We start from the raw sequence: 26,331 nt of genomic DNA on the forward strand, positions 1-26,331 counted from the left end.
TTTTATCGCAGCGCACGCAGAATCAGATTGCGCTCACGCCGTACTTATCGCGGTAGGCCGCAGCCTTCTCACGGTACCCCGTCAGCGCAGGGTCGCCAGCGTTATCCAGATACCCGAGCAAGTCATCCAGGTTGGCAATCGACACAACCGGCATGCCGTACTGAGCCTGCACATCCTGCACAGCCGAGCGCTCGCCGATATCCACCGCGTTGCCGCTGCGCTCCATCCGATCCATCAGGATCAGCACGGCAGCGGGTGTCGCGCCAGCCGCGCGAATCAGCTCCACCGACTCGCGTACCGACGTGCCCGCCGAGATCACGTCATCCACGATCACCACACGCCCCTGCAGCTTCGCGCCGACCAGGCTGCCACCTTCCCCGTGGTCCTTGGCTTCCTTGCGGTTGTACGCAAAACCCACATCGCGCCCCATGCCCGCCAGCGCCACGGCTGTGGCCGATGCCAGCGTGATGCCCTTGTACGCCGGCCCGAACAGCATGTCGAACTCCACGCCCGAGTCCAGCAGGGTTTTCGCATAGAATTGCGCGACTTGGCCCAGCAGGGCGCCGTTTGCAAACTTGCCGGCGTTGAAGAAATAGGGCGACGTCCGCCCCGCCTTGGTCACGAATTCCCCGAACGACAGCACGCCGGCTTCCACCGCAAAACGGATGAAGGATTGGCGCAACTCGCTGTTTTGGCTCATCTTTTTTCTCTGGTCTGCAAAAAAGTCCCGCCATGTTACGCATCATTTCCGCCAACCTCAACGGCGTTCGCTCTGCCTCCAGCAAAGGCTTTTTCGATTGGATGGGCAAGCAGGACGCCGATTTCGTCTGCGTGCAGGAACTGAAATGCGCGCAAGACGACATGACGCCCGAATTCCTGGCGCCGCACGGCTACCACGGCGTCTTCCAGCACGCGGTGAAGAAAGGCTACAGCGGCGCAGGCCTGTACACGCGCCACAAGCCGGACGAAGTCATCGTCGGCTTCGATAACGGCGAGTTCGACGCCGAAGGCCGCTATGTCGAGGCCCGCTACGGCAAGCTGTCGATCATCTCGGTCTACGTGCCGTCCGGCTCCAGCGGTGAAGAGCGCCAACAGGCCAAGTTCCGCTTCATGGACCTGTTCATGGATCACCTGAAGGACCTGCGCCACGAAAAAGGCCGCGAGGTGGTGCTGTGCGGCGACGTCAACATCGTCCACAAGGAAATCGACATCAAGAACTGGAAGGGCAACCAGAAGAACTCCGGCTGCCTGCCCGAAGAGCGCGCTTGGCTGACCAAGCTGTTCGACGAGGTTGGCTACGTGGACGTGTTTCGCACGCTCGACCAGCGCCCCGAGCAGTACACGTGGTGGAGCAACCGCGGTCAGGCCTACGCAAAGAACGTAGGGTGGCGGATCGATTACCAGATCGCCACGCCGGGCATTGCCGCCACGGCGCGCCGCACGTCGGTATTCAAGGACATCAAGTTCAGTGACCACGCGCCGCTCACCGTCGATTACGACGCGCCCGTGCATTGGTAAGTGGCATAAACATCACGTTGTTGCGCTGCCGCAGAAAATTCTTCGGCAGCCGCTACAATGCAAAACTCACGTGCCGGCGAGTGCCGGCGTTTTTTTCTGCTCCAGTTTTTTAGCGAGATCGCCATGGCATTCAAGGTTTTCGTCGACGGTCAGGAAGGCACCACCGGCCTTCGCTTGCTCGACTATTTGTCGCAACGCGACGATATCGAGCTGCTGCGAATCGCCGAAGACAAGCGCAAGGACTCGGCCGAGCGCGCCAAATTCCTGAATGCCGCCGATGTCGCGTTCCTGTGCCTGCCGGACGTCGCCTCGCGCGAGGCTGTCTCGCTGGTCAACAACCCGAACACCTGCATCATCGACGCCAGCACCGCGTTCCGCACGGACGACAGCTGGGTGTACGGCCTGCCCGAACTGGCTCGCGGCCAGCGCGAGCGCCTGCGCAACACCAAACGCATCGCCGTGCCGGGCTGCCACGCCAGCGCCTTTGTGCTGCTGATGCGCCCGCTGGTGGATGCGGGCATCGTGCCGGCCGACTACCCGGTCACGGCGTTTTCGCTCACGGGCTACAGCGGCGGCGGCAAGGCGATGATCGCCGACTACCTGGCGGCCAATAACCCGAAGCTCGACAGCCCGCGCCCGTACGCGCTGGCGCTGGCGCACAAGCACCTGCCGGAGATGCGTGTGCAGAGCAACCTGTCGCTCGCGCCCATCTTCACGCCGGTGGTCGGCAATTTCCTCAAGGGCCTGGCCGTGACGATCGGCCTGCACCCGCAGCACCTGGCACGCAAGGCGAGCCCGGCGGATATCGCCCGCGTCTTCGCCGATTACTACCAAGGTGAGCAGTTCATCCGCGTGGCCCCGGCGGACAACATCGCGACGCTCGACAACGGCTTCTTCGACGTGCAGGGCGCCAATGACACCAACCGTGCTGATCTGTTCGTGTTTGGCTCGGACGAGCGCATGGTCGTCACTGCCCGCCTGGACAACCTGGGCAAGGGTGCCGCCGGCGCTGCCGTGCAATGCATGAACGTGCACCTGGGCGTGGATGAGGCGACCAGCCTGCAGGTGGAAGCGCAGATTCCCGAAGCGGGCGCCGCGCATGCCGTGCGTGAGGCCGCCCCAGGCTTCGCAAGCTGATCACGGGTTGAGCCGATACGAAAAACGCGCCTTTGGGCGCGTTTTTCGTTGGGCGCGCGCAAGCGTTCAGGCGGAATAAGCGCCAGTCACTTCGGCACGGTTGATGACCATGCCGGGGGCCCCGCCCGCCGCCGCCACACGGGTCGCGAGGCTTTCTTCCAGCCCGCGTCGGACGTTGCGCAGCAGCTCGGCAATCCGCGCCGCATGCGCAGCTGCGGCCCCCGCGCCTGCCGCGGGGCCGGGCGGCGCGATGTTTAGATTGGTCGGTACAAAAACCGAGGCCACCGTGCTGGGAGCGTCGACGTTGTTGCGCTGGACCGACAGGTTCACAAAATTCGGCCCTGCGTTCTGCCGATCGATACGCCAGTTAAATACGTTCACGACGTTGGTTGGACCGGGCGCACCGAAGATCTGAACAGCGTTAAGCTGACCGATTGCATTGGATACCTGGGCGGCAACGATGGCGCCGGTGTAGGCCGGGCCTGTTTGGATCACGGGCGGGTTGGCGCGTGGGTCGCCGGCCCATACGCGTGTGCTTAACGGCATGGTGACATCTCCATAGGTTGCGGCAGCAGCGCGTGTCGCCGATGGCGGGCGCCGGCCAGATGCACGCCGAAGGACTGCATGACGTGTCAGGCCAGCGTAAGAGCGCGGCTTGCTCCCGCCCACGGAGCAGATGACACAGGCGCGGCACCGGGATGAAGGTCCCGGGTCTGTGACTTAGTGGTTCTGTCCGGTCGCCGGAATGTTGAACAGCATCCCGCCACCATTGCCGCTCGCCATCACGCTCGGCGTGGCACCGTTCCACTTGTCGATGGCAGCACGCTCCAGCTTCAGGCGTTCCCATGCGAGCAGACGGTCATCCAGCGATGAAGCCAGCGCGCGGTTGGCAGCGGCTTCACCTTCGGCAATCGCCACCTTCTTCTTGGCTTCGGCCTGGGCGGAGCGCACTTCGTTCTCGGTGCGGATGGCGTCTTGGATGGCCTTGGTCTTGGCGCTCACCGCGTCGAGCAACGTACGCGGCGGGCGCAGCGAACCGACAATGCCGAACTGCTTGATCGATACGCCCAGCGGTGTGAGGCGCACGTCCAGCTCCTTGGTCAGCCGCGCGACGAATTCTTCCTTCTTGCCGCCGTTCACGTCGTCGAAGTTGTATTCCGAACCGATGGCGACGATCACGTTGCGCGCGGTGTCGCGCAGGTAGCCGTGCGTGAAGGTCTCGATGCGATCGGCGCGGAAGTTGGTGTAGAACGCCGGCACCTTGTCGCGGTCGAGCTGGTACGAGACGGCCACGTCCACGTTCACGGGCACGGCGTCCTTGGTGTTGAAAGTCAGCTCTTCGTTGAGCGCGCGGCCTTCGTTCACGTCTTGCGTCCAGATCACGCGCTGCACGAAGGTCGGGTACTGGATGAGGGCCGTCTGCACGGGGTTGTAGAACACGAACCCGGTGACGACGTTTTCATGCGAGATGCCGCGATCAACGAGCCGGTTGATCTTGATGCCCGTGTAGCCGGGCGGAATGATTTGCCAGTTCAGCAGGAAAGTCCGCGCGATCACCAGCGCCGCCAGGGCGCCAAAGACGAACGCGAGCAGTTTGACCGGCAGTTTGCTTGCCGTGACTTGAGGCATGAGGGTTCCCCTTGCTTATTTGTTTGCTTCTGAGGTGTTGGCTGGCGGGGCGGGCGCTGCCTTATTTGCTTTATGCAGCGGCCCGCTTGCTGGCGCAGGAATCGTCAGCGATTCCCGTCAGGGATGGCCGCGCCCGGTGGGCGGGTGGTGGCAAGCGAGCTTGCCAATGGTGATGAGGCGGTGAGCGTCAATACGGCCGAGGTGGCGCATTGCAAAACTCGGATGTTGCGATGCACAAAGTATAGGCCGGCGCCGGAATTTTGCTGCCCTCCGGAAGCACTAGAGCAGCACTTCAAACGGTCGGCCTGGAAGGTTTTACGATTCGCCCGGATTCACGCGTGCCGGATTCCAGCCGAGCGCGTTGTAGACGTGATACCGCGCAATGCCGATCCATTCGTGCAGCGCGAAGTCGGTCAACGCAAAGTTGTACGCCATCGGCAAGGGGGATGCCGTGGCCTGAAGATCGTCGGCGCGCACGGGTGTCGGCGACAGGCCAAAGTGCGCGAAATACAGCAGGCTGCGCCGCAAATGGATGGCTGAAGAGACGAGCACCGTGCGCTCCGGCTTATAGTCCGCCAACACCGCGCGCGAGAATTGCGCGTTCTGCCATGTGTTCATGCTCTTCGGCTCCATGAGCACATCGGCACTGTCGATGCCCAGGGCGATGAGTTCGCGGCGGTAGACGGTGGCCTCGGGCTCGCCATGGTGGCGGGCATCGCCGCCGCTCACGAGGATCTTGCAATCGCCGTTGGCTTTCTTGCAGGCCTGGTAGATCTGCGCGGCCTCGACGAGGCGCGGGTACGAGAAAACGCCGGGCTCCACCGTCTTGCCAATGCGGAATGTGCCTGCGCCCAGCAGCACGATTGCATTGCGCGCGCCCCAGGCAATCTGCGGTTCGTTCTCGAAGGGCTTTTCGAGCGAATCGAGCAGCCACGCCGGCACCGGCCCGCAGCCAACCGCCACCACCAGTACGGCTGAGATCGCCCCCAGCGAGCGCGCCGCCCGACGCCGACCGCGCGCCGCGCACACGGCCGCCACGATCACCAGTACACACAGCACGGCCAGGCTCACGGCTTTCCCCCATTTGGCACAACACGGCACGCCCTTCGCATGCATGGGGAGCCATCGTAATGAGGAATGGCCGCGCGCGCGACCCGTCTGCTTACGGGGGCGTTGTGGTGGGTTGGACTAGAGCGATAGCCCTTGCGATACGCGGAAGTCGTCTGCCTGCTCCGCCTTCAGCCCCGCGTGCTGTGCGTATGCGAGCGCGTCATCGAGTAAATCCGTTCGGAAGGGCAGGGCAAAGTAGTCGTCGCCGCCGGTATCCACATGGAGCAGCGTGTAGCCATGCGGACGGAGCCACGCGCCGAAATCGAGTAGGCCAAGGGCAACAGTGCGTTCGGGCTCCGCGACCGCCCATTCCCAACGCGCATCGATGCCCAGCGTGTCGAGCAGCTTTTCCACCTGCCATTCGATTTCATCTGACGCTTTCCAGTCGACCCAGATGGCGAGCGTCCCGGGCGTGCCGTCGCCAAGGTCTCGGGCGATCGACCATGTCAACAGCTCGGTGATGTCGTCTCCGGGTAGGTCGCCGGTTTGCACCGTAGCCGCCAGTTGGTCTGCCTCCGCTTGCCCGCGCGGCGCCGCTACCAGCCGTACGAACGCGGCCAATGCATCGATGGCTTCCGCGCCGGGAGCGCCATGCTCGCGCAGGATGTCGTCGTCCTGCAGCGGGTCTTCCGATATGGGGGTCGGCGTGGGCCGGCTGAACAGGTTCTTGAAGCGCTTCAGCATGATTGCCTTCTCCTGGGGGTGGTTTATTCCGTCAGCCCGCCGATTTTGCCGAGCAACTCCCGCAATATCGCCCGCTCCGCCTGGCTCAGCGCCGCGAGCATTCGTTCTTCTGTCGCCACATGCGAGTCGACCAGCCCATCCACCAGCGCGAAACCGGCATCCGTCAGCATGATCTGCAAGCCGCGCCGGTCTTCCGGGTCGGTTTTGCGGGCGATCAAGCCGCGCTTTTCCAGCCGGTCCAGCCGATTGGTCATGGCAGACGTGGACAGCATCATGTCCTTGGCCAGTGCGGAGGGCGACAGTGCCTGTGTGCGGCCGTTGCGGCGCAGGGTGAGCAGGACGTCAAAACCCGCGAAGTCCAGGTCCGCGCTCGCCACGTTGGCCACCACGCCTTGCCGTAGCCGCTCGCCCGCGCGCCAGATCTCGCCCACGACAGCCATCGGGCTCGGGTCGACGTCCGGCCGCTCGCGCCGCCATTGCGCGAGGATGTTGTCGATGGGTCCCCCTTGGGACGATGGGGGATTGCCGGGATCACCTTGACGCATCGAAAACCTCATCCTAGTATTTCGACGTCAAACTACTTGATGTCGAGATGCTTGAAATCGTATCGGGTTTGCCGATGCGGGGCAATTGACGTCACGCCGCACTGGCTCACGGAAGGAACCCATGACCGAACGACTCGCCGATCATCCGATCGATCCTCTTTTCCTGGCGCGCTGGTCGCCGCGCGCCTATGACGGCCAGCCCATGCCCGAGGCCGATCTGCTGCGTATTCTCGAGGCCGCGCGTTGGGCGCCGTCGGCCTACAACTATCAGCCGTGGCGGTTTCTCTACGCCTGTCGCGACGATGCGCACTGGGCGGATTTTCTGAATTTGCTCGTCCCGTTCAATGGCGACTGGGCGCAGCACGCCTCGGCGTTGATCTTCGTGTTGTCCGATACGCTCGTTCGACCTGGGGATGCGGCCGAGGCCGTGCCGTCGCGCACGCACAGCTTTGACGCGGGCGCCGCGTGGGCGCAACTGGCGCTGCAAGCGATCAGCCTGGGTTATCACGCGCGCGCCATGGCTGGCGTGGACTTTGACCAGGCGAGGACCGTGCTGCATGTGCCGGAACGCTTTCACATCGAGATTGCCGTGGCGGTGGGGCGCCGCGGCACGCTGTCGTCGCTGCCGGAGCCCCTGCGGGAGCACGAGGGGCCGACCCCCCGTCGACCGGTCAACGAGCTTGCGTTCAGCGGGCGGTTTCCTGCGTAATTTTTGTTTGTCCAATTATTTCGATATCGAAATATTAAAGAGGAGGCGCCATGCCGTCGAATCGCTTGGCTGTCATGCTGGTCACTGCGCTGGCGCCCATTTTGTGGGGCACTACCTACCTGGTGTTCACCCAGACGCTGCCGGTTGACCATCCGCTGCTGGTGGGCGCGCTGCGGGCGCTGCCGGCTGGTGTGCTGTTGATGCTGCTTGGTCCGGGCCTGCCGCCGCGTGACAAGCTGCTGCCGCTGATGTTTCTCGGTCTGGCGAACATTGGCGTGTTTTTCGCGCTGCTGTTCGTGGCGGCCCAGCGTCTGCCGGGCGGCGTGGCGGCGACGATCATGTCGGCGCAGCCGCTGGTGGTGGGGTTGCTGGCGTGGCCGCTGCTGCGCCGCACGCCGCGGCCGGCGCAACTGGCGGCCGCATTGGCGGGCTCGCTGGGTGTGGGTTTGCTGATTCTTGGGCCGGAAGCCAAGCTGGATGCGATCGGGGTAGGCGCTGCATTAGCGGCCGCATTGTCGATGGCGACAGGTACGGTGCTGATCGAGCGCTGGGGCCGCATTGGTACGCCGCTCGCGCTGGCGGCATGGCAACTCGCGCTCGGTGGGCTGGTGCTGCTGCCGGTGGCGTTGCTGGTGGAAGGCCTGCCGCCCGCGCTGACGGCGCGCAATGTCGTCGGTTTCCTGTATCTGGTGCCCATCGGCACCGCGCTCGGTTACTGGCTGTGGGTGCGTGGCATTGGTGTGCTGGGCGCGGACGTGACCTTCCTCTCGTTGCTGAGTCCGCTGACGGCCACGGTGCTCGGCGCGCTCGTGCTGGGCGAATGGTTCACGCCGGTGCAGACGGCCGGTGCGCTGCTGATCCTGGTTGCCACGGTGGCGGGGATGGCGCTCTCTCGGCATGGTCGGCGCACGAGCGTGGCTCCGGCAGCGCCTCTGCAGCCGGGCGGGCGCTGACCGCGCGTCCGTTACCGCCGCACCATCGGCTTGATCGGCTGCATCGGCGCCTCATCACCATTATCAACAGGTGCCGCCCCCAGATATTGCATGTTCGACCGATATTCCGGCAGCTTCGCCATCGGCATGTGCAGCGCATCGGCAAACAGGGGCAAGGTTTCCGGCAGATGGCGCGACAGCACCACCATGCGTGTGCGCCCCGACGGGTGTGTCGACAGGAACTGCTTCTGCTCCGCCCCGCCAATCGAGCCCATCTTCTGCCACAGCGTGAGCGCGGCACGCGGGTCGTAGCCGGCGCGCGAGGCGATGTCCATGCCGACGAGGTCGGCTTCCGTTTCTTCGGCACGCGAGAAGGCGAGCAGGTGCATCTTGGCGCCTTCGCCCAGGTCCGTATCGCCCCGGTTGCCGAAGCCGAACAACTGCGAGATCACGTTGGCGCCCAGGTTGGTGATCTCACGCTGGCCGGCGCGGGCGCGCGCGTGCTCGCGCAGCGCGTGGGCGATCTCGTGGCCCAGCGCCATGGCGAGTTCGTCGTTCGTCAGCTTGAATTGCTCCAGCAGCCCAGAGAACACGGCGATCTTGCCGCCGGGCATGCAGAACGCATTGACCTGATTGGCGCCGATCAGGTTGACCTCCCACTGCCAGCGCGCGGCGTCGGCGTTCCAGCGCGGCGCTTGTGGAATCAGTCGCTTGGTGATGGCGCGGATGCGGATCAGATCCGGCACGTTGTCGGGGGCGAGTGCGCCTTCTTTCGCCGCGTTGTCGACGACCTGCCTGTACTCCGCCAGCGCGCGTTTGTCGATTTCGTCCGACGGAATGACGAGGCGGATGTTGGGCGATGTGGTGGTCGGCGCTTCCAGCTTCACGCCGTCGGCGGGCACGGGCAACGGGCCGTCCATGGCAGTGGCCCAGGTGGCGAGCACAAGGCCGGCAACGGGAAGGAGAAAGCGCAACACGCGTGACATGAAGACAGTAGGCCAGATCGACTGGGACATAATATCGGCCAACGCTTGCCGCCACGCTTCGTGGCAACCCGCACCCGCCTTCGCACCCGGCCCGCCGCATGACCTTCCACGATTATCTCGACGTTTTCCGCAATCGCCGCATCGGCGCGATGTTGATGCTGGGCTTTGCCTCCGGGCTACCGTTGGCGCTCACCTCCGGCACGCTGCAGGCGTGGATGACGGTGGAAGGGCTGGACATCCGCACCATCGGGCTGTTCTCGCTGGTGGGGCAGGCGTACATCTTCAAATTCCTGTGGGCGCCGTTGATGGATCGCTTCACACCCCCAATCGGGGGTCGTCGGCGCGGCTGGCTGGTCATCACGCAGGCGGGGCTGGTGCTCTCGATTGCTGCCATGGCCTTCACGCCGCCACATGCCGCGCTGTGGACGCTCGCCGGGCTGGCGGTGCTGGTGGCGTTTCTGTCGGCCTCGCAGGACATCGTCTTCGACGCGTACAGCACCGATGTGTTGCACGCCAGCGAGCGTGGCGTCGGCGCGGCGGTCAAGGTGCTCGGCTACCGGCTCGCGATGCTGGTGTCGGGCGGCCTAGCGCTGTACCTGGCCGATCGCGTGATGGGTTGGAGCAACATGTACCTGCTGATGGCCAGCTTGATGGCGCTCGGCATCTTCACGACGCTATGGTCGCCCGAGCCCGAGGTGTCAGCGCGCCCGCCGCGCACGCTGCAGGAAGCGGTGCTCGGGCCGCTGGAGGATTTCTTCTCGCGCCGCGGGGCCTGGGCGCTGCTGGCGCTGATTGTGCTCTACAAGCTCGGCGATGCATTTGCGGGCAGCTTGTCGACCACGTTCCTCATTCGCGGCGTCGGTTTCTCGGCGGGCGAGGTGGGCATCGTCAACAAGACACTGGGGTTGGCGGCGACCATCGTCGGCGCGCTGTACGGCGGCACGCTGATGGTGCGGCTGGGCCTCGTGCGCGCGCTGCTGCTGTTTGGCGTGCTGCAGGCGGTGTCGAACCTGGGCTACTGGGTGCTGGCCGTCACGCCGCAGCATCTGTGGACGATGGCGGTGGCCATCGGCATCGAGAACATCTGCGGCGGCATGGGCACGGCGGCCTTCGTGGCGCTGCTGATGGCGCTGTGCAATCGGTCGTTCTCGGCGACGCAGTATGCGCTGTTGTCGGCGCTGGCCTCCATCGGTCGCGTGTACGTCGGGCCGACCTCGGGCTACCTGGTGGAAGCCTATGGCTGGCCCGCGTTCTACCTGATGACCGTGGCGTTTGCCTTCCCAGGCTTGGCGCTGCTGTGGTGGATGCGCGGCACGATCGGCCGGTATGAAGCCGAGCAGAACGAACGCGCGCTGGAAGCCAAAGCGGCCAAGGCAGCGTCCGCCTGATTGACTAGCCTAGGCGGTTCGAACGGTCGGCATCCGCAAAGCCGGCCAGCGGCAGCGCCGCGTCGATGCCCTTGCCCAGGGCAATCGCCTTGAACAGCTCGCCCATCTCCGCTTCCGAGAGCAGCTTCTGCACGGCATTGGCTGCCGGCAGAAATTGCATCGGATCAGATGGGTCGAGCGTCATCAGCAACTCGCCCACGCCGGCGCTCAACAGAAACCGCGCCTGGCTCGTGTAGCCGAGCAGTTCCAGCCCAGCCTCTTGCCCCGCCTGGGCAATCCCCGAAAAATCAACGTGCGCGGTGATGTCCTGCAGGCCGGGCAGCCAGAAGGGATCGTCGTGTGCGTGCTGGCGGTAGTGGCACATGAGCGTGCCGTTGGCGCGGTGCGCGTGGTAGTACTCGGCGGCCGGGAAGCCGTAGTCGATCAGCAGCAGCAGGCCGCGCTCGAGCGTGGCGCCCGCGCTGCGGATAAAGCCCTCGGCAGCTTCGTGCGATTCGGTGATGAAGTCTTGTGTGCCGGGCAGCGCCGCCAGCTTGGCCGGCACTTCCGCCGGATCGGCAAGCCGGTCTTCCCACTGCAGACCTTGTTCGGCATCGAGCACTACGCCGCGTCGGTGCCAAACACCACTGCGCCGCGCCCACAGCGCCACGGGCATTGCATCCAGCACTTCGTTGCCGATCATCACGCCGGCAAATCGGCTCGGCAGCGTGTCGTGCCAGTGCGCTAGCGCGGCAAACTCCGGGCCAAGCGCAGTCAGGCGTTCCTGCTGGCGCTGGCGTAGTTCGCCAGACAGTTCGACGATGCCGTAGCTGTCGGGCCGCGCACCCAGCGCATCCAGTTCCGTCAGGATGTCGGCGGCCAGCTTGCCGGTACCGGCGCCAAATTCCAGTACGTGGCGCTGGCCTTCGGGTAGCGTCTGCAGCACCTGTGCGATCTGGTGCGCGACGGTGCGGCCGAAGAAGGGCGTCAGTTCGGGCGCGGTGATGAAGTCGCCGCCATCTTCCACGCGACGGCCGAACTTGGCCGCGCCGCCGCTGTAGTAGCCCAGGCCGGGCGCGTAGAGCGCCAGTTCCATGTAGCGATCGAACGGGAGCCAGCCGCCGGCGGCCGCAATGGCGTCGGCGATCACGGCGAACAGGTGGGCGGATTGCGCCTGCGCCGCCTCGTTAGGAAGCGGTAAACTCACGGTTTTGCTCATCGCCGGATTGTAAACAATGGCGCAGACGCCGACTCAACCGAATGCCGCATCGACCCCGCCCGCCCGCATTGCGTTGGTGACGGGTGCCGCCCGCCGCGTGGGCCGTGTGATCGCCCTGGCGCTGGCCCGCCACGGCTGGGATGTGGCCGTGCATTGCCACCGCTCGCGCACCGAGGCCGATGCCGTGGCCGCGGAGATCGTCGCCATGGGCCGCCGCGCCGCCGTGCTGCAGGCCGACCTGTCGGACGAAGCCGCCGCCAGCCGTTTGATTGGCGACTGCATCGCTGCACTGGGTACGCCCACCTGCCTGGTCAACAATGCGTCGCTGTTCCAGTACGACGTGGCGACCAGCTTCAGCTATGCGTCGCTCGATACGCATATGCGCACCAACGTGGCGGCACCGCTGTTGCTCTCCCGCGAGCTGCATCGAGCGCTCGTCGCAGCGCAGCCGGATGACAACACCGTGCGCGGCGTGGTCATCAACCTGCTCGATCAGAAGCTCGACAACCTGAACCCGGATTTCCTCTCGTACACGCTGTCGAAGGCGGCGTTGTCCACCGCGACGATGCAATTGGCGCAGGCGCTGGCGCCCGCGTTGCGCGTGGTGGGTGTGGCGCCGGGCATCACGATGGTGTCGGGCGACCAATCGCAAGGCGGGTTTGCACGCGCGCACCAGATGACGCCGCTGGGCCAGTCGTCCACGCCGGAAGACATTGCCGAGGCCGTGTGCTATCTCGCCACCGCCCGCGCCGTCACCGGCACCACGCTGTTCGTCGACGGAGGCCAGCACCTGATGCCGCTGGCCCGCGACGTGATGTTCCTCACTGAATAATTTTTCCCCCGGACGCCCCCATGCTTTCCCTGTTATCCCACCCGCGCCTGTCGAACTGCCGCCGCATGTTTTTGCGCAACTACGAGGTGCAGATCAACATCGGCGTGCACGACTTCGAGAAGAAGGGCGAGCAGCGCGTCCTGATCAACATCGAGCTGTACGTGCCGCTGGAATATTCGTCGCCCACGCAGGACAAGCTGCATGAGGTGGTGGATTACGACTTCATGCGTGAGACGGTGGCGCGGCGCATGGCGCAGGGGCATGTCCATCTGCAGGAAACACTGTGTGATGACGTGCTGGCGGCTATGCTCAAGCACCCGCATGTGCTGGCGGCGCGGGTGTCGACGGAGAAGCCGGATGTGTATCCGGATTGCGAGTCGGTGGGGGTGGAGGTTTTCCGGATTAAGGATCAGGCGTAAGCGCCCGTTCTTTTGTTGTGGTGCATCCCTTGTTTCGTCCCCCTGCCGGGGCCGACTTACTTTCTTTGTCTTGCCAAAGAAAGGTAAGCAAAGAAAGGCGCGCCCGAGATGGCGACTTCCCCTTGAATTTATGTCGCAGAGAGGGGAAGGGAAAAACTCGCTGCGCTCAGACAGTTTCCCTTCCTTTTTCCTCTCCGCAACAGAAATTCAAGGCGCCATCTAGGGCAGGAACGTCAACGGCCGAACCGTCGGGGCGCTGGGTGTGTCGCTAAGGGTTCGGCTCCTACGCTGCTGTTGCGTATTTTTTGCGTTGGGCGTGCAATGCGCCCGCGACGCTGCCCAGCAGGTCTAGCGCCAAGCGCGCCGTGATCCCGCCCTTGTCGTGGCGCGGGTTGTATTCCACCAGTTCAAATGCCACAAAGCGGGCATCGCGCGCGCACGCCGCGAGGGCTTGTGTCATGTCCTGACCGGTGAGGCCGCCGGGTTCGGGCGAGCCCACGCCCGGTGCCACGCCGGGGTCAAAGGCATCCAGATCGAGCGTTACGCCAAATGCGGTTGTACCCGCCGTCACCATGCGGATAGCGTCGGCCATGACCGCGCGCAGGCCGACGCGCGCGACTTCTTCGGCGTCGATCACGCGTACGCCAAGCTGGTCGAGCAGTGCGCGCTCGGCGGGTTCGTAGCTCCGTGCGCCGATGACGACCACGTGTTGCGGAAGGAGCTTGGGCGCGGCATCGCGTATCTCGGTGAGCGACGACGCGCCGTGGCCGAGCAGTGCCGCCAGCGGCATGCCGTGGATGGCGCCGGAGTCGCTCGTTTGCGGCGTGTGGCTGTCGAGGTGCGCGTCGATCCAGACCAGGCCGAGCGAGCCTTGTGGACGCAGCGCATTAGCGACCCCCGACCACGTGCCGATAGCGCACGAGTGGTCGCCGCCGATGACGAACGGCACATGCCCCGCATGCACGCTGTGGGCTGTCGCATCGGCTAGCGCCCGCGAGAACCCGGCCACGCCCGGCAGCGCCGCGAGCCGTGCGGATCGGCTGTGGCCTGCAGACGTCGCGAGTTCGATGTCGTGCACGAGCGCGGCGTGCGCATTGGGCGTTTGTAGACGCGCCAGCGCGCCAGCTTGCAGGAGCGCACGCGGGCCGTCCTTGCAGCCGTCGTCTTGCGCCCCGCAGCCGATGGCCGCGCCGATCAGGTCCATGTGGGTCATGTCACTCCCCTTGTGAATGCATGTTCAAGCCGCTTTGCGGCGCGGCCAGTCGGCCAGCGTCGTGCGGATGGCCTCCAGCGCCAGCGCCAGTTCCGCTTCGCCGATCACCAGCGGCGGTGTCAGACGGACGACGTTGCCGTAGGTGTCCTTGGTCAGTACGCCGCGTTCCGCCAGCGCGAAGGCGAAGTCATGTGCATCGATGTCGGCATCGAGCTGCAGGCCGACCATCAGGCCGCGGCCACGCACTTGCCGCACGCCGTGGCCGATCAGCGATTTCAGTTCGTTGATGAACGCTTCGCCCACGCGCGCGGCGCGCTGCGGTAGTTGTTCTTCGATCAGCAAGGCAAGTGCCGCGCGCCCGATGTGCGCCGCCAGCGGGTTGCCGCCAAACGTGGAGCCATGGTCGCCCGGGTGGAACACGCCGATGACCGCTTCGCGCCCGGCGATGGCCGACACTGGCACCATGCCGCCACCCAGAGCCTTGCCCAGCACCACCAGATCGGCTTCCACGCCGTCATGCCAGCTCGCCAGCACATCGCCCGTGCGGCCCAGGCCGGTCTGGACTTCATCGCAAACGAGTAGCGCGTTGTGCTGCGTCGCCAGTTCACGCGCGAGCTTCAGATAGCCAGGCGGCGGTACCACAATGCCGCCTTCGCCCTGCACGGGTTCGACGAGGATGGCGCCTGTGTTGGGGCCGATGGCGGCACGCAGCGCATCGGCATCGCCAAACGGAATGCGCCGGAAACCCGCCGCGAACGGCCCGAAGCCGTAGCGATATTGTTCGTGCGAAGAGAACCCGACGATGGTCGTCGTGCGGCCGTGGAAGTTGTTTTCGAAGACGATGATCTCCGCCGCTTCGGGCGGCAGACCTTTGACCTCGCGCGCCCATTTGCGGGCGGCCTTGATGGCGGTTTCGACGGCCTCTGCACCGGTGTTCATGGGCAGCGCGCGGTCCATGCGCGTGATGCGGCAGACATCGGCCAGGAAGGGGCCGAGTTCGGTGTTGTGGAACGCGCGCGACGTCAGCGTCAGACGCTGCGCCTGTTCCACCAGCGCCGCCACCAGTTTGGGATGCGAATGCCCAAAGCTGACCGCCGAGTACGCCGACATCATGTCGAGGTAGCGCTGTCCATCGGTATCGAACAGCCACACGCCCTCGCCGCGTTCCAGCATGACGGGCAGGGGCGCGTAGTTGCGTGCGCCATAACGGTCTTCCAATGCGTAGCTCGGATGTTGCGTTGCGGTCGTCATGATGGCCTCCATCGCGTTCTTGCGGCGGATTGTGCGATCTGACAGACTTGAAATCAAATCGAATGTTTTTGGTTTTTCGATCCAAAAATTTGATGGATTAAAGCGTCACTTTCCCGACCGTTCCCGACGATGTCGCACTCTCCGCTGCGCTACCTGCATAGCTTTCTCACCGTCGCCAACGAGGGCAGCTTCGTGCGTGCGGCGGATCGCCTGGCCGTGTCACAGCCCGCGCTGTCCTACCAGATGCGGCAACTGGAGCAATGGCTGGGCGTACCGCTGTTTGAGCGCTCGGGCCGCAAGTTGGTCCTCACGCGCGCTGGCGCCTCCGTGCGAGCGTGGTGTCGGGATGCGTTTGCTGGCCTGGACGAACTGCGCGCCGCGCTGCACAGCGGTGAAACGGAACGCGTGTCCCTCAAGCTCGCCAGCGGGTCGAGCTTCGGCCGCTACGTGCTGATGCCGGCGCTGCTGACGCCATCCCCGGAATCCGATGCGCCGCTGCTCGACGATGTCCGCCTCGAGCTTGCGTTCGGCAGCGATGAGGAAGTCTTCGCGCACGTGGAATCAGGCCGGGCCGACCTCGGGTTCGTCTACACGCCACGCACCTCGCGCCTGTTCGAGCACCACGCTGTCTACACGGAAGAATTCGTCCTGGCGTGCGGTGCCCGCGCGCTGCGTGATCGCGACGCCCCACGCACGCTGTCGGACTGCGCCGCACTGCCACTCGTGACCTATGACGAATCCGATGCCGTGTATGGGCTCTGGTTCAAGGCGCTGTTCCGGCGCATGCCCGAAACGACGGTAAGCGCGCATCACGTATCGGACATCGAAGAGGTCAGCACGCTGGTGGAAGCCGGCATGGGGTGGTCGGTGCTGCCGCTGCACGCCATTCAAGACGCGGTGGAGCGCGGGCGCCTGCACGTCGTGCGCCCGATCACAGCACGGCGCTGTCTGAACACCGTGTTTGCGGTGCGCCGCACGTCGAGCTTTCCGAGTGAGGCGCAGGATCGGCTGCTCGTGCGCCTCGCGCAACTCGATGCTTCGATGAGAGCTTAGCCGTACGTCGCTGCCAAGCGGTCTTGCGCTAGCGCAAACCGGTCGCCTTGAAATTAATTAATTCGACAATTAATATTCGAGGCATGGCAACCCGTAAACCTCCTCCTCGTGGCCCAGGCCGCCCGCGTCGTCAAGCTGGCCCCGTGCAAGACGACCTGCGCGACAGGCTGCTAGACATTGCCGTCACGCTGTTTGCGCGCGATGGTGTTGGGCCGACCACGCTGGCCGCCATCGCCCGCGAGGCCGGCGTGACCGCGCCGATGGTGCACTACCACTTCAAGACGCGCGACCAACTGCTCGACGCGGTGGTCGAGGCGCGTATCCGACCGTTGGTCGACGAAGTGACGGGCCCGGCGCTCGCGTTGATCGCCAGCGATGGCCACCTGCCGGATCTGGCGCAAACCGTGGCCGGCGTCGCCCAGCGTATGGTGGCCGTGGCGTCAGCCACGCCGTGGTTTCCGACCGTGTGGATTCGCGAGATTGCCACCGAGGGCGGCCAGTTGCGCGAGCGTGTGGTCCAGCGCATCGCGCTGGAGCGCGCCACCTTGCTGGTCGACCGCTTTGCCCGCGCGCAGGCCGCCGGCATGGTCAATGCAGCGCTGCAGCCGCCGCTGGTGATGGTGTCGGTCATTGGCCTGGCGATGCTGCCGTTGGCCACGCGCTCGCTCTGGGGCCGCTTTCCATTGGCCGACAAAGTGAGCGATGAGGCGATCGGCCAACATGTGGCCGCGCTGTTGCTGCATGGCATCGGCCCAGTCGTCGCGCCCGAACAGGACGGTGGCAAGCAGGCCAAGCGCAAAGCGCGCAAGTCGGCCAAGTCGGCCGCGTCAGACAAACGGTGATTCGGAGGGCGCATGCGTCCAGTGATGTGGAAGGGTGGGGCGGGGTGTCTGGTAGTGGCCGGGGCTTTGCTGGCGGGCTGCACGAAGCACGATACCCCCACCTACCAAGGCTATGTGGAAGGCGAGTTCGTCTACGTGGCTTCGCCTGTGGGCGGGCGGCTCGAACATCTGGGCGTGCAGCGCGGGCAGAGCGTCAGCGCGGGCGCGCCATTGTTCGTACTGGAATCCGTCGATGAAACGGCGGCCCGCCAACAAGCCGCCGCACAACTGCAGGCCGCTGAAGCACAACTCGCCGACTTGAACCTCGGCCGGCGTGTGCCGGAAGTGGATGCCGTGCGTGCGCAACTGGCGCAGGCGGTATCGGCGGATAAGCTCTCCGCGATCCAACTCGCGCGCGATGAAGCGCAGTTCCGTGCGGGCGGCATCGCGCAGGCGCAGTTGGATAGCAGCCGCTCGACCGCGCAGACCAACGCGCAGCGCGTGCGCGAATTGACGAACCAACTGCGTATAGCCCAGTTGCCTGCGCGCAATGATCAGATTCGTGCACAGTCAGCACAGGTGGAAGCGGCGCGCGCAGCGGTGGCCCAGGCGCAGTGGCGGCTCGATCAGAAAGCGCAGAAGGCTACGCAGGGCGGCTTGGTGTTCGACACGCTTTATCGTGAAGGCGAGTGGGTTGGTGCGGGCAGCCCTGTCGTGCGTATGCTGCCGCGGGGCAACGTCAAGGTGCGCTTCTTCGTGCCGCAAACCGTGGTGGGCGCGCTCAAGCCCGGGCAGTCCGCGCGCCTGCACTGCGATGGCTGTGCCGCCGACGTGAACGCCACCGTCACCTACATCGCCACGGAAGCGGAGTACACGCCGCCCGTCATCTACAGCAACACCACGCGCGACAAGCTCGTCTTCATGGTCGAAGCGCGGCCCACGGCAGCCGATGGCCCGAAGCTGCGCCCCGGCCAGCCCGTCGAGGTGACGCTGCCATGAGCGCTGCGGATAACCATCATGGTGACGGCGATTACGCCATTGATGTGCACGGCCTGAACAAACGCTTTGGCGACAAGCAGGTCGTGAAAGACCTCTCCATGCGGGTTGCACGCGGCGAGATCTTTGGCTTTCTCGGCCCCAACGGCAGCGGCAAGACCACGTCGATCCGCATGATGTGCGGGCTGCTCACGCCCGACAGCGGCAGCGGCACATGCCTCGGTTACGACATCCTCAAGGAGTCGGCGCACATCAAACGCCGCGTGGGCTACATGACGCAGCGGTTTTCGTATTGGGATGATCTCTCCATCCGCGAGAACCTCGACTTTGTGGCGCGCTTGTACGAGATGCCTAACCGGCGGGAGGTGGTCGATCACGCGCTGGAAAATCTTGGCCTGGCGTCGCGCGCCAAGCAGTTGGCCGGGGCGCTCTCGGGCGGGTGGAAGCAGCGCCTGGCGCTGGCGGCGTGCATGCTGCATAAGCCGGAACTGCTGCTGCTGGACGAACCCACCGCGGGTGTCGACCCCAAAGCCCGTCGCGACTTCTGGGAAGAGCTGCACCGGCTGGCCGCGCAGGGCATTTCGGTGCTCGTCAGCACGCACTACATGGATGAGGCCGAGCGTTGCCACAAGCTGGCGTACATCGCCTATGGCGAATTGCTTGCGCAGGGCACGGCGGACGACGTGATCGCCGGTCAGCACTTGTCGACGTGGTCGGTATCAGGCGGCAATCTCGTTGAGCTCGGGCGCAAGCTCGAAGGTCAGCCGGGTGTGGATCAGACCGTCGCGTTTGGCTCCGTGCTGCACGTGACTGGCGCGGACGCGCACGCGTTGGAGGCCACGCTGCGCCATCTCTCCAGCGAAGCGGGTGTGCGCGCCGAGCCGATCAGCACCGGCCTGGAAGACGTGTTCATCCACATGATGCGGCGCTCGTCCGACAACTACGGAGCGCAGCCATGAAGCTCAACGGCGAGCGTTTCTCCTTCGTGCGCTGGTGGAGCGTGGTGCTCAAGGAGTTCCTGCAACTGCGGCGCGACCGCGTGACGTTTGCCATGATGATCGGCATTCCCGTCATGCAGCTGTTCCTGTTCGGCTTTGCCATCAACACCGACCCGAAGCACCTGCTGACCGGCGTGATTGCGGCGGACCAGAGCGAGTTCACGCGCAGCTTTCTCGCTGCCATGCGCAACTCCGAGTACTTTGACGTGACCACCACGCTGCCGGACGAAACGGCAGGGCGCGAGGCGCTGGCGAAAGGGCAGCTGCAGTTCGTTGTGTCCATCCCGCCGGATTTCACGCGCAAGCTGGCGCGCGGTGAAAAACCTTCTCTGCTGGTCGAGGCCGATGCGACGGACCCGGCGGCGACCGGCATGGCGCTGGCCTCTGTTTCGCAGCTCGTGCAGAGCGTGGTCAGCAAGGACATGAAGGGTGCGCTGTCACCGCTGGCCGGTGCGAATGGTGGCAACAGCAGCGGCAGTACCCCGCCGTTCGACGTGCGTCTGCACAAGCTCTACAACCCCGAGGGCATCACGCAATACAACATCATCCCGGGGCTCATCGGCACGATCCTCACTATGACGATGGTGATGATGACGGGCTTGGCCATGACGCGCGAACGTGAGCGCGGCACGATGGAAAACCTGCTCGCCACGCCGGTGCGCCCGCTGGAGGTGATGACGGGCAAGATCGTGCCGTACATCTTTATCGGGCTGGTGCAGTTGACCATCATCCTGGCTGCGGCGTACTTCGTCTTTCATGTGCCGTTTGTCGGCAGCGTGTGGATGGTGTACGTGGCGGCGCTGCTGTTTATCGTGGCCAGCTTGACGGTGGGGATCACGCTGTCCTCACTTGCTCAGAACCAGCTACAGGCGACGCAGCTCACGTTCTTCTACTTCCTGCCGAGCATTCTGCTGTCGGGGTTCATGTTTCCGTTTGTGGGGATGCCGAAGTGGGCGCAGGTGATTGGCAATGTGTTGCCGATGACGTATTTCCATCGGCTCACGCGGGGCATCTTGCTCAAGGGGAATGGGTGGGTGGAGTTGTGGCCGAGTATCTGGCCGTTGATGGTGTTCACTGTCGTGGTGCTGGGGATTGCGTTGCGGTTTTATCGCAAGACGTTGGATTGAGGGTGGTGGCCATGCGTACGCTTTTGAGGTTTCGTGGTGATGGCGTTGGTGGTGCATCCCGCGTTTCGTCCCCTGCCGGGGCCGACTCCCTTTCTTTGTCTTGCCAAAGAAAGGAAGCAAAGAAAGGCGCGCCCGAGATGGCGACCCATCCCTTAAATTTCTGTAACCGGGCGGAGGCGGGGAAAACTCGCTTCGCTCAGACAGTTCCCCGCCTTTTTTCCGCCCGCTTACAGAAATTCAAGGCGCCATCTAGGGCAGGGTACGGCCACACCGTCTGGGCATATGCGTTGGCGTTTTTGCGCTTGCGTGGTGAGCGCGGTTTGGGGCTCGGCGCTGTGTTGGCGGTTGCGCTGGTGATGAGCGGCTGTGCTGTCGGGCCCGACTTCAAGACGCCGGCCGGGCCTGCAGCGCAGGGGTATTCCGCACAGCCGGTGCCGCGCGAAACTGCATCCGCGCCGATTGCGGGCGGCGAGGTGCAGCATCTGGCGGATGCGAATGTCCCGGCGGATTGGTGGCATCTGTTTCAATCGCCTGCGCTGGATGCGCTGGTGGATGAGGCGCTGCGCGCCAGTCCTTCGGTGGCGCAGGCGGAAGCGCGCTTGCGCCAGGCGCAGGCGGAAGCCGAGGCGCAGTTCGGTTATGCGATGCCTTCTGTGGATGGCAGTGTGTCTGCGGTGCGCCAGCAAATCAATCCGGAGGCGTTTGGCTTCAACACGCCCAAGCCGGGGCCGTTTACGTTGTATTCGGCGTCGCTGTCGGTGTCGTATGCGTTGGACTTGTTTGGTGGCGTGCGCCGGGCGCTGGAGGCATCGCGTGCGCAGGTGGATACGCAGCGATATGAGCTGGAAGCGGCTCGCTTGTCGCTGGCGGGCAATGTGGTGACGACGGTGGTGCGGATTGCCGCACTCGATGCGCAGATCGCGACCACGCAGCGGTTGGCGGCCGAGCAGCGCCGGCAGCTCGACATCACTGAGCGGCGGCTGAGCCTCGGCGGCGTTGCGCAGGTCGATGCGTTTTCGCAGCGCACGCTGGTCGCGCAGACCGACGCGACGTTGCCGCCGCTCCTGCAGCAGGCTGCGCAGCAGCGGCATCGTCTATCTGTGCTGCTGGGCCGCGAGCCCGGTGCGGGGCTGCCGACGTTGCCGGCGCTCGACGCGCTGCGCTTGCCGGACCCGCTGCCGGTGTCGTTGCCATCCACGCTCGCACAGCGCCGCCCCGACATCCGCGCCGCCGAAGCGATGTGGCACGAGGCGAGCGCCAACGTGGGCGTGGCGACGGCCAACCTGTTCCCGCGCATCACCCTGTCTGCAGGCCTGGGTTCGGAGACGACCAGCTTCCGCAACCTGTTTGGCGCAGGATCAAGCATCTGGAATCTGGGGGCCGGGCTTACCCAGCCGATCTTCCACGGCGGCACCCTGCGCGCAAAAAAGCGCGAAGCCGAAGCCGCTTACGACGCAGCGGGAGCCGCGTATAAGCAGGCGGTATTGCAGGGCTTGCAAGAAGTCGCCGACGCATTGCATGCCGTACACAACGATGCGCAGACCCTGCAAGCGCGCGCACTGGCAACCGACCAGGCCCAACAGACCCTACGCGCCGCCGAAGCCCGCCACGCCAGCGGCGGCATCAGCACGCTCGCCTTGCTGGACGCGCAGCGCCAAGTCGATCAAGCCACGCTGCAACAGGTGCAGAGCCGAGCGGACCGCCTGCTCGATTCCGCCGTGCTCATGCAGGCGCTGGGCGGCGGCTGGCAGTAAATAATCAAACAGCAACCAGACAGACAAAGCCACCAACACTCACGTTTAGACTGTTTGGCCTTTGACTTTCCTGCCCTATGCGGTGCCTTGAATTTCTGTTGCAAGGAGGAAAAAGGAAGGGAAACTGTTTGAGCGCAGCGAGTTTTTCCCTTCCCCTCCTTGCGACATAAATTCAAGGAATTTTTCGCCGCATCGGGCGCGCCTTTCTTTGCTTACTTTCTTTGGCAAGACAAAGAAAGTGAGTCAGCCCCGGCAGGGGATGAAACAAGGGATGCACCGCCACCCTTAAACAGCCGGCCGCAACAACCGCTGCTGATACGCCTGCAAATGCGCAAACGCCACCCGCAGCAGTGAGACATCCACACCAATCGCCCGCCCACGCCGCAACATATCGCCGACGATATGGTCCGCTTCAACGCGGCCACCATTCTCCAGATCTCGCAGCATCGATGCCGTCAGCGGTGAGCCCGCCTGCGTCAACACATTCAAACCCCGCTCACGCGCCTGAGGCCGAATCCGATACCCCGATGCCGCCGCCACGGCCTCGCAACTCGCAAACATCGCCTCGTTCAGCGCGCGGCCTTCGTCGGTAGCGACGATCTCACCCACCGTCGCGCGCATCAGGCACGTCATCGCCGCCAGCGACGTCAGGAAGACAAACTTCTCCCACATGTCCTGCATGACGTTTTCGGCCAGCACGGAATCGAACTGCGCCGTGGCAAACACATCGCGGATGGCCTCGGTGCGTTCGCGCGGGGCGTGCAGCGTGCGTTCGCCAAAGGTGATCGAATGCATCGCCGCGCCTTGCCCATTGCTCAGGTGCAGCACGGCCCCATCCGGCGCGGTGGTGGCGCTGATATGGCACAGCCCGCCCAGCACGCGCGACTCACCAAACGCCGCGTCGAGCCGGTCCAGATGCGCCAGCCCGTTGAGCACGGGCAGCACCACGGTGCGCTCGCCCAACACAGGGCGGATCGCCGTGATGGCATCTTCCAGGTCATAGGCCTTGCAGCTCAGCAGCACGAGATCGGCATGGCCCCAGGCTGCTGCCTGGTCGGCGGTGATGAGTTGCACGGGCAACTGCGCATCACCGTGCGGGCTGCGAATCACGAGACCGTGCGCGCGCAGCTGCTCTGCACGCGCCGGGCGCACGAGAAAGGTCACGTCCGCACCCGCCTGGGCGAGCCGCCCACCGAAATAGCCACCGGTACCACCGGCACCCAGCACCAGAATCCGCATCGTTGTCTCCGTAGGGCAAAAGGACAGGCAAACGATTCTAGGCTTGTTCGCGCGACCCTGCAGAAGACGCGCCACGCGCGCTAAAATGCTGATTTTCCTCACGATTTGACGCCCGTCCGGCCATTATTCAGCGCTGGCGGGGTCGAGATGCCATGACGTTCTCCAATAATTTCCACCGCCTCGAAACCCGCCTGCAGTCGGCGGCCGGTCGCGCCATCGGCGACTTCAAGATGATCGACGACGGTGACACCGTCCTCGTGTGCCTGTCCGGCGGCAAGGATTCGTACACGATGCTGTCGGTGTTGATGGCGCTGCAGAAGCGCGCGCCGATCCACTTCAAGCTGATCGCGATGAACCTCGATCAGAAGCAGCCGGGCTTTCCGGAAGACGTGCTGCCCACGTACCTGAAGAAGCTGGGCGTGGAATACGTAATCGTCGAGGCGGACACGTACTCGATCGTCAAGGAGAAGGTGCCCGAGGGCAAGACCACGTGCTCGCTGTGCTCGCGCCTGCGCCGCGGCGTGATCTATCGCACGGCCAAGGAACTGGGCGCCAACAAGATCGCGCTGGGCCACCACCGGGATGACATCGTCAACACGTTCTTCCTAAACATGTTCTTCGGCGGCAAGATGAAGGCGATGCCGCCCAAGCTGGCCACCGACAACGGCGACCACATCGTCATCCGCCCGCTGGCGTATTGCGCCGAGAAGGACATCGCCTCCTACGCTCGGGCGATGGAATTTCCGATCATTCCGTGCAACCTGTGCGGCTCACAGGAAAACCTGCAGCGCAAGAAGGTCAAGGAAATGCTGCTGGAGTGGGAGCGCCAGACGCCGGGTCGCATCGACAACATCTTCGCGTCGCTGCAGAACGTGGTGCCCTCGCACCTGGCCGATACCGATCTGTTCGACTTCAACGGCCTGACCACGGGCCTGGCCAAGATTGGTGAGGACTCGCTGTTCGGCCAGACCGCCTACGACCAGGCACCGCTGGTGTTCGCGGGCTCGCATGACGACCGCATCGAGTTCGTGCGTTTTGAGCGTAACGCGGAGCCCAAGCCGGCCGACGCACCCGCCGCAAGCTAAGTGCAGCCCGCCCGCCGGGCCCGCCGTGGTGTCCGCCATCCGTCTGATCGGCTGGCGGGCTAACCAGCCCGGTCATGGCGCAATTGCAACAATTCGACCGTTTGGCCGGTTCTGGGGGAGGGTGGGCCCCATGCTAAAATTTTTTACCTGTGCCTTATCCGCCGCAAAAGCGCATCACAGAAGGGTTTGCGGGCACTGCGGCCCTCTGGTGAACGGGCCGCGGACGCCCGCCGCAGGCCATCGCTTCGCGTCACTTTAGGAATCTCCTTGTGAATATCGTCATCCTGGCCGCAGGCATGGGCAAACGCATGCGCTCCGCCCTGCCGAAAGTGCTGCACCCCCTGGCCGGCAAACCGTTGCTGGCCCACGTGATTGAAACCGCGCGCTCCATGTCGCCGACGCGGCTGGTGGTGGTGGTCGGCCATGGCGGCGATCGGGTGCGCGAGATGGTCGGCGCGCCGGACATCACCTTTGCCACGCAAGACCAGCAATTGGGTACGGGCCACGCCGTCATGCAGGCCGTCGACCAGCTCGACGAGAGCGTGCCCACCCTCGTGCTCTACGGCGATGTGCCGCTCACGCGCGCCGAGACGCTCAGCGCGCTGGTGGGCGCCGCCGGCAACGACCACCTGGGCGTGCTAACCGTGCACCTGGGCGACCCGACCGGTTACGGCCGCATCGTGCGCGACGCCGCTGGCCGCATCACGCGCATCGTCGAGCAGAAGGACGCCAACGAAACGCAGCTGGCCATCCACGAGGTCAACACCGGCATCCTGGTGTGCCCGACGGCCAAGCTCAAGCACTGGCTTGCCACGCTGTCCAACAACAACGCGCAGGGCGAGTACTACCTGACCGACGTGATCGAGCGTGCCGCCACCGAGGGCGTGCCCATCACCTCCGCGCACCCGCTGGCCGAGTGGGAAACGCTGGGTGTGAACAGCAAGGTGCAGCTGGCGGAGCTTGAGCGTATTCACCAGCGCAACCTCGCGCAGCAACTGCTGGAAGACGGCGTCACGCTGATCGACCCGGCGCGCATCGACGTGCGCGGCAAGCTCACCTGCGGGCGCGACGTGGTGATCGACGTCAACTGCATCTTTGAAGGCAACGTCACGCTGGGCGACGGCGTGCGCATCGGTGCCAATACGGTGATCCGCGATGCGGCCATCGACGCCGGCGCCGAGATCCTGCCGTTCTGCCATATCGAGCAGGCCAAGGTCGGCGCCGACTCGCGTATCGGCCCCTACGCGCGTCTGCGCCCAGGCACCGAGCTGGCCGAAGACGTGCATATCGGCAACTTCGTCGAGGTGAAGAACAGCCAGGTCGCGGCGCACAGCAAAGCCAACCACCTCGCCTATGTGGGCGATGCGACGGTCGGTTCGCGCGTGAACATCGGTGCGGGCACCATCACCTGCAACTACGACGGCGCGAACAAGTTCCGCACCATCATCGAGGACGACGCCTTCATCGGCTCGGACTCGCAACTCGTGGCGCCGGTGCGCGTGGGCAAGGGCGCCACGCTGGGCGCCGGCACTACGCTGACCAAGGATGCGCCCGACGGCAAGCTGACGGTGTCGCGTGCTCGGCAAGTCACCATCGACGCCTGGCAGCGCCCCGTGAAGCAGAAGAAAGCAGGCTGACAGAGGGTCTCCTGCGCCGAACAGCGGATGCCGCTGTGGCACATGAGCATCGATACTGAAATACCGAGTG

Annotated in this window: 26 protein-coding genes; 15 read left to right on the top strand and 11 right to left on the bottom strand. The window is 64.8% G+C overall.

Features of this window, described 5'->3' with window-relative positions; translation table 11 throughout:
- Nucleotides 1-22 precede the first annotated feature (22 nt).
- The gene (gene pyrE, locus ACN9M1_RS00215; protein ID WP_426396369.1) at nucleotides 23-700 is read right to left on the bottom strand and encodes an orotate phosphoribosyltransferase; all 678 of its coding nucleotides are present in this window, start codon (nucleotides 698-700) and stop codon (nucleotides 23-25) included.
- Between the two features lie 32 nt (nucleotides 701-732).
- On the opposite strand from pyrE, the gene ACN9M1_RS00220 reads away from it, so the two are divergent.
- Together ACN9M1_RS00220 and argC are read left to right on the top strand one after the other, a co-directional pair.
- The gene (locus tag ACN9M1_RS00220; RefSeq protein ID WP_426396371.1) at nucleotides 733-1,518 is read left to right on the top strand and encodes an exodeoxyribonuclease III; all 786 of its coding nucleotides are present in this window, start codon (nucleotides 733-735) and stop codon (nucleotides 1,516-1,518) included.
- A gap of 123 nt (nucleotides 1,519-1,641) precedes the next feature.
- Nucleotides 1,642-2,655 carry an N-acetyl-gamma-glutamyl-phosphate reductase gene (gene argC / locus ACN9M1_RS00225; RefSeq protein WP_426396373.1) on the top strand — a complete coding sequence of 338 codons (1,014 nt, stop codon included), beginning with the start codon at nucleotides 1,642-1,644 and terminating at the stop codon, nucleotides 2,653-2,655.
- A 66-nt stretch (nucleotides 2,656-2,721) separates the two neighbouring features.
- Here the strand turns inward: argC and ACN9M1_RS00230 are convergent, their stop codons facing one another.
- The 5 genes from ACN9M1_RS00230 to ACN9M1_RS00250 form a co-directional block, all read right to left on the bottom strand.
- Nucleotides 2,722-3,201 (bottom strand): hypothetical protein, encoded by a 480-nt coding sequence (locus tag ACN9M1_RS00230; protein ID WP_426396375.1) that lies wholly within the window; start codon nucleotides 3,199-3,201, stop codon nucleotides 2,722-2,724.
- Nucleotides 3,202-3,375: 174 nt separating this feature from the next.
- Nucleotides 3,376-4,284: a prohibitin family protein gene (locus ACN9M1_RS00235; RefSeq protein WP_426396376.1), complete on the bottom strand. Its 909-nt coding sequence runs from the start codon at nucleotides 4,282-4,284 to the stop codon at nucleotides 3,376-3,378.
- 315 nt (nucleotides 4,285-4,599) lie between these two features.
- Nucleotides 4,600-5,355, bottom strand: a complete 756-nt coding sequence (locus ACN9M1_RS00240; RefSeq protein WP_426398893.1) for a YdcF family protein — start codon at nucleotides 5,353-5,355, stop codon at nucleotides 4,600-4,602.
- Between the two features lie 117 nt (nucleotides 5,356-5,472).
- On the bottom strand, nucleotides 5,473-6,078 hold the full coding sequence (locus ACN9M1_RS00245; protein ID WP_426396378.1) for a DUF6630 family protein: 606 nt from the start codon (nucleotides 6,076-6,078) through the stop codon (nucleotides 5,473-5,475).
- 23 nt (nucleotides 6,079-6,101) lie between these two features.
- Entirely contained in the window at nucleotides 6,102-6,623 is a 522-nt protein-coding gene (locus ACN9M1_RS00250) for a MarR family winged helix-turn-helix transcriptional regulator (RefSeq protein ID WP_426396379.1), read from the bottom strand.
- Nucleotides 6,624-6,744: 121 nt separating this feature from the next.
- Between ACN9M1_RS00250 and ACN9M1_RS00255 the strand changes: the two genes are divergently transcribed.
- Together ACN9M1_RS00255 and ACN9M1_RS00260 are read left to right on the top strand one after the other, a co-directional pair.
- Nucleotides 6,745-7,332 (top strand): nitroreductase family protein, encoded by a 588-nt coding sequence (locus ACN9M1_RS00255; RefSeq protein ID WP_426396388.1) that lies wholly within the window; start codon nucleotides 6,745-6,747, stop codon nucleotides 7,330-7,332.
- A 50-nt stretch (nucleotides 7,333-7,382) separates the two neighbouring features.
- Nucleotides 7,383-8,285, top strand: coding sequence for an EamA family transporter (locus tag ACN9M1_RS00260; protein ID WP_426396390.1), 903 nt, complete (start codon nucleotides 7,383-7,385; stop codon nucleotides 8,283-8,285).
- Nucleotides 8,286-8,296: 11 nt separating this feature from the next.
- Here the strand turns inward: ACN9M1_RS00260 and ACN9M1_RS00265 are convergent, their stop codons facing one another.
- Nucleotides 8,297-9,250 carry a M48 family metallopeptidase gene (locus tag ACN9M1_RS00265; protein ID WP_426396392.1) on the bottom strand — a complete coding sequence of 318 codons (954 nt, stop codon included), beginning with the start codon at nucleotides 9,248-9,250 and terminating at the stop codon, nucleotides 8,297-8,299.
- A 98-nt stretch (nucleotides 9,251-9,348) separates the two neighbouring features.
- On the opposite strand from ACN9M1_RS00265, the gene ACN9M1_RS00270 reads away from it, so the two are divergent.
- A complete protein-coding gene (locus ACN9M1_RS00270; RefSeq protein ID WP_426396394.1) occupies nucleotides 9,349-10,638 on the top strand; it encodes a muropeptide transporter in 1,290 nt (429 codons plus the stop codon).
- 4 nt (nucleotides 10,639-10,642) lie between these two features.
- Here ACN9M1_RS00270 and ACN9M1_RS00275 read toward each other — a convergent pair whose 3' ends face one another.
- Nucleotides 10,643-11,836: a class I SAM-dependent methyltransferase gene (locus ACN9M1_RS00275; RefSeq protein WP_426396395.1), complete on the bottom strand. Its 1,194-nt coding sequence runs from the start codon at nucleotides 11,834-11,836 to the stop codon at nucleotides 10,643-10,645.
- Between the two features lie 16 nt (nucleotides 11,837-11,852).
- On the opposite strand from ACN9M1_RS00275, the gene ACN9M1_RS00280 reads away from it, so the two are divergent.
- Together ACN9M1_RS00280 and ACN9M1_RS00285 are read left to right on the top strand one after the other, a co-directional pair.
- Nucleotides 11,853-12,668 (top strand): SDR family oxidoreductase, encoded by an 816-nt coding sequence (locus ACN9M1_RS00280; RefSeq protein WP_426396397.1) that lies wholly within the window; start codon nucleotides 11,853-11,855, stop codon nucleotides 12,666-12,668.
- A gap of 20 nt (nucleotides 12,669-12,688) precedes the next feature.
- Entirely contained in the window at nucleotides 12,689-13,087 is a 399-nt protein-coding gene (locus ACN9M1_RS00285) for a dihydroneopterin aldolase (RefSeq protein ID WP_426396399.1), read from the top strand.
- Between the two features lie 283 nt (nucleotides 13,088-13,370).
- On the opposite strand, the gene ACN9M1_RS00290 is transcribed toward ACN9M1_RS00285, so the two are convergent.
- Nucleotides 13,371-14,300 carry an arginase gene (locus tag ACN9M1_RS00290; RefSeq protein WP_426396401.1) on the bottom strand — a complete coding sequence of 310 codons (930 nt, stop codon included), beginning with the start codon at nucleotides 14,298-14,300 and terminating at the stop codon, nucleotides 13,371-13,373.
- Between the two features lie 24 nt (nucleotides 14,301-14,324).
- Entirely contained in the window at nucleotides 14,325-15,551 is a 1,227-nt protein-coding gene (rocD, locus tag ACN9M1_RS00295) for an ornithine--oxo-acid transaminase (protein ID WP_426396403.1), read from the bottom strand.
- 129 nt (nucleotides 15,552-15,680) lie between these two features.
- Between rocD and ACN9M1_RS00300 the strand changes: the two genes are divergently transcribed.
- The 6 genes from ACN9M1_RS00300 to ACN9M1_RS00325 all read left to right on the top strand — a co-directional run bounded on the left by ACN9M1_RS00300 (nucleotide 15,681) and on the right by ACN9M1_RS00325 (nucleotide 22,300).
- Nucleotides 15,681-16,604 carry a LysR family transcriptional regulator gene (locus tag ACN9M1_RS00300; protein ID WP_426396405.1) on the top strand — a complete coding sequence of 308 codons (924 nt, stop codon included), beginning with the start codon at nucleotides 15,681-15,683 and terminating at the stop codon, nucleotides 16,602-16,604.
- A gap of 83 nt (nucleotides 16,605-16,687) precedes the next feature.
- A complete protein-coding gene (locus ACN9M1_RS00305; RefSeq protein WP_426396407.1) occupies nucleotides 16,688-17,446 on the top strand; it encodes a TetR/AcrR family transcriptional regulator in 759 nt (252 codons plus the stop codon).
- 12 nt (nucleotides 17,447-17,458) lie between these two features.
- Nucleotides 17,459-18,424, top strand: a complete 966-nt coding sequence (locus ACN9M1_RS00310; protein WP_426396409.1) for an HlyD family secretion protein — start codon at nucleotides 17,459-17,461, stop codon at nucleotides 18,422-18,424.
- Nucleotides 18,421-19,380: an ABC transporter ATP-binding protein gene (locus ACN9M1_RS00315; protein WP_426396411.1), complete on the top strand. Its 960-nt coding sequence runs from the start codon at nucleotides 18,421-18,423 to the stop codon at nucleotides 19,378-19,380. The genes ACN9M1_RS00310 and ACN9M1_RS00315 overlap by 4 nt, the downstream gene beginning before the upstream one ends.
- Entirely contained in the window at nucleotides 19,377-20,546 is a 1,170-nt protein-coding gene (locus ACN9M1_RS00320; RefSeq protein ID WP_426396413.1) for an ABC transporter permease, read from the top strand. The genes ACN9M1_RS00315 and ACN9M1_RS00320 overlap by 4 nt, the downstream gene beginning before the upstream one ends.
- Before the next feature lie 356 nt (nucleotides 20,547-20,902).
- A complete protein-coding gene (locus ACN9M1_RS00325; protein WP_426398894.1) occupies nucleotides 20,903-22,300 on the top strand; it encodes an efflux transporter outer membrane subunit in 1,398 nt (465 codons plus the stop codon).
- 285 nt (nucleotides 22,301-22,585) lie between these two features.
- Here ACN9M1_RS00325 and panE read toward each other — a convergent pair whose 3' ends face one another.
- Entirely contained in the window at nucleotides 22,586-23,539 is a 954-nt protein-coding gene (panE, locus tag ACN9M1_RS00330) for a 2-dehydropantoate 2-reductase (protein WP_426396415.1), read from the bottom strand.
- A 152-nt stretch (nucleotides 23,540-23,691) separates the two neighbouring features.
- On the opposite strand from panE, the gene ttcA reads away from it, so the two are divergent.
- Together ttcA and glmU are read left to right on the top strand one after the other, a co-directional pair.
- Nucleotides 23,692-24,624, top strand: a complete 933-nt coding sequence (gene ttcA / locus ACN9M1_RS00335; RefSeq protein ID WP_426396417.1) for a tRNA 2-thiocytidine(32) synthetase TtcA — start codon at nucleotides 23,692-23,694, stop codon at nucleotides 24,622-24,624.
- Between the two features lie 269 nt (nucleotides 24,625-24,893).
- Nucleotides 24,894-26,261, top strand: coding sequence for a bifunctional UDP-N-acetylglucosamine diphosphorylase/glucosamine-1-phosphate N-acetyltransferase GlmU (glmU, locus tag ACN9M1_RS00340; protein WP_426396419.1), 1,368 nt, complete (start codon nucleotides 24,894-24,896; stop codon nucleotides 26,259-26,261).
- Nucleotides 26,262-26,331: the final 70 nt, after the last annotated feature.

Origin of the sequence: Ralstonia sp. R-29 (genome assembly GCF_049913345.1) — a bacterium.
GTDB lineage: Bacteria > Pseudomonadota > Gammaproteobacteria > Burkholderiales > Burkholderiaceae > Ralstonia.

What these genes read in the sequence shown, in the direction of transcription:
- pyrE (WP_426396369.1), bottom strand. Translation starts at nt 700, where the DNA reads ATGAGCCAAAACAGCGAGTTGCGCCAATCCTTCATCCGTTTTGCGGTG.
- ACN9M1_RS00220 (WP_426396371.1), top strand. Translation starts at nt 733, where the DNA reads ATGTTACGCATCATTTCCGCCAACCTCAACGGCGTTCGCTCTGCCTCC.
- argC (WP_426396373.1), top strand. Translation starts at nt 1,642, where the DNA reads ATGGCATTCAAGGTTTTCGTCGACGGTCAGGAAGGCACCACCGGCCTT.
- ACN9M1_RS00230 (WP_426396375.1), bottom strand. Translation starts at nt 3,201, where the DNA reads ATGCCGTTAAGCACACGCGTATGGGCCGGCGACCCACGCGCCAACCCG.
- ACN9M1_RS00235 (WP_426396376.1), bottom strand. Translation starts at nt 4,284, where the DNA reads ATGCCTCAAGTCACGGCAAGCAAACTGCCGGTCAAACTGCTCGCGTTC.
- ACN9M1_RS00245 (WP_426396378.1), bottom strand. Translation starts at nt 6,078, where the DNA reads ATGCTGAAGCGCTTCAAGAACCTGTTCAGCCGGCCCACGCCGACCCCC.
- ACN9M1_RS00250 (WP_426396379.1), bottom strand. Translation starts at nt 6,623, where the DNA reads ATGCGTCAAGGTGATCCCGGCAATCCCCCATCGTCCCAAGGGGGACCC.
- ACN9M1_RS00255 (WP_426396388.1), top strand. Translation starts at nt 6,745, where the DNA reads ATGACCGAACGACTCGCCGATCATCCGATCGATCCTCTTTTCCTGGCG.
- ACN9M1_RS00260 (WP_426396390.1), top strand. Translation starts at nt 7,383, where the DNA reads ATGCCGTCGAATCGCTTGGCTGTCATGCTGGTCACTGCGCTGGCGCCC.
- ACN9M1_RS00265 (WP_426396392.1), bottom strand. Translation starts at nt 9,250, where the DNA reads ATGTCACGCGTGTTGCGCTTTCTCCTTCCCGTTGCCGGCCTTGTGCTC.
- ACN9M1_RS00270 (WP_426396394.1), top strand. Translation starts at nt 9,349, where the DNA reads ATGACCTTCCACGATTATCTCGACGTTTTCCGCAATCGCCGCATCGGC.
- ACN9M1_RS00275 (WP_426396395.1), bottom strand. Translation starts at nt 11,836, where the DNA reads ATGAGCAAAACCGTGAGTTTACCGCTTCCTAACGAGGCGGCGCAGGCG.
- ACN9M1_RS00280 (WP_426396397.1), top strand. Translation starts at nt 11,853, where the DNA reads ATGGCGCAGACGCCGACTCAACCGAATGCCGCATCGACCCCGCCCGCC.
- ACN9M1_RS00285 (WP_426396399.1), top strand. Translation starts at nt 12,689, where the DNA reads ATGCTTTCCCTGTTATCCCACCCGCGCCTGTCGAACTGCCGCCGCATG.
- ACN9M1_RS00290 (WP_426396401.1), bottom strand. Translation starts at nt 14,300, where the DNA reads ATGACCCACATGGACCTGATCGGCGCGGCCATCGGCTGCGGGGCGCAA.
- rocD (WP_426396403.1), bottom strand. Translation starts at nt 15,551, where the DNA reads ATGACGACCGCAACGCAACATCCGAGCTACGCATTGGAAGACCGTTAT.
- ACN9M1_RS00300 (WP_426396405.1), top strand. Translation starts at nt 15,681, where the DNA reads ATGTCGCACTCTCCGCTGCGCTACCTGCATAGCTTTCTCACCGTCGCC.
- ACN9M1_RS00305 (WP_426396407.1), top strand. Translation starts at nt 16,688, where the DNA reads ATGGCAACCCGTAAACCTCCTCCTCGTGGCCCAGGCCGCCCGCGTCGT.
- ACN9M1_RS00310 (WP_426396409.1), top strand. Translation starts at nt 17,459, where the DNA reads ATGCGTCCAGTGATGTGGAAGGGTGGGGCGGGGTGTCTGGTAGTGGCC.
- ACN9M1_RS00315 (WP_426396411.1), top strand. Translation starts at nt 18,421, where the DNA reads ATGAGCGCTGCGGATAACCATCATGGTGACGGCGATTACGCCATTGAT.
- ACN9M1_RS00320 (WP_426396413.1), top strand. Translation starts at nt 19,377, where the DNA reads ATGAAGCTCAACGGCGAGCGTTTCTCCTTCGTGCGCTGGTGGAGCGTG.
- ACN9M1_RS00325 (WP_426398894.1), top strand. Translation starts at nt 20,903, where the DNA reads ATGAGCGGCTGTGCTGTCGGGCCCGACTTCAAGACGCCGGCCGGGCCT.
- panE (WP_426396415.1), bottom strand. Translation starts at nt 23,539, where the DNA reads ATGCGGATTCTGGTGCTGGGTGCCGGTGGTACCGGTGGCTATTTCGGT.
- ttcA (WP_426396417.1), top strand. Translation starts at nt 23,692, where the DNA reads ATGACGTTCTCCAATAATTTCCACCGCCTCGAAACCCGCCTGCAGTCG.